Raw genomic sequence first — 270 nt, 5'->3', positions numbered from 1 at the left:
CCGGCGGGCGCGGCGGTGCGACGTCCACTGCGACACCGATGAGCGAGGACTGCTTGTATCTCAACGTGTGGACCGAGGCCGCGTCGGCGTCTGAACGGCGGCCGGTGATCGTATGGTCGCATGGTGGCGCGTTGACCGTCGGCTCGGGGTCGCAACTCGATGGCGAAGCCTTGGCTCGAAAGGGCGTGGTAGTGGTCGCCTATGACTACCGCCTCGGGCCGTTCGGCTTCTTCTCCCACCCGGAGCTGACCAAAGAATCGGAGCGAAACG

General features: G+C 65.9%; 1 protein-coding gene. It reads left to right on the top strand.

Annotated features, from left to right (window positions below; genetic code table 11):
- Positions 1–53: 53 nt before the first annotated feature.
- Positions 54–270, top strand: a 217-nt coding sequence (locus SAZ04_RS22195; protein ID WP_332699779.1) for a carboxylesterase family protein, incomplete at its 3' end; no start/stop codon positions are given.

The organism is Halalkalibacter lacteus (assembly GCF_036663595.1).
In the GTDB taxonomy this organism is placed as follows: Bacteria; Bacillota; Bacilli; order Bacillales; family Bacillaceae_D; genus Halalkalibacter; species Halalkalibacter lacteus.
This window is presented reverse-complemented; position numbering and strand designations above follow the sequence as displayed.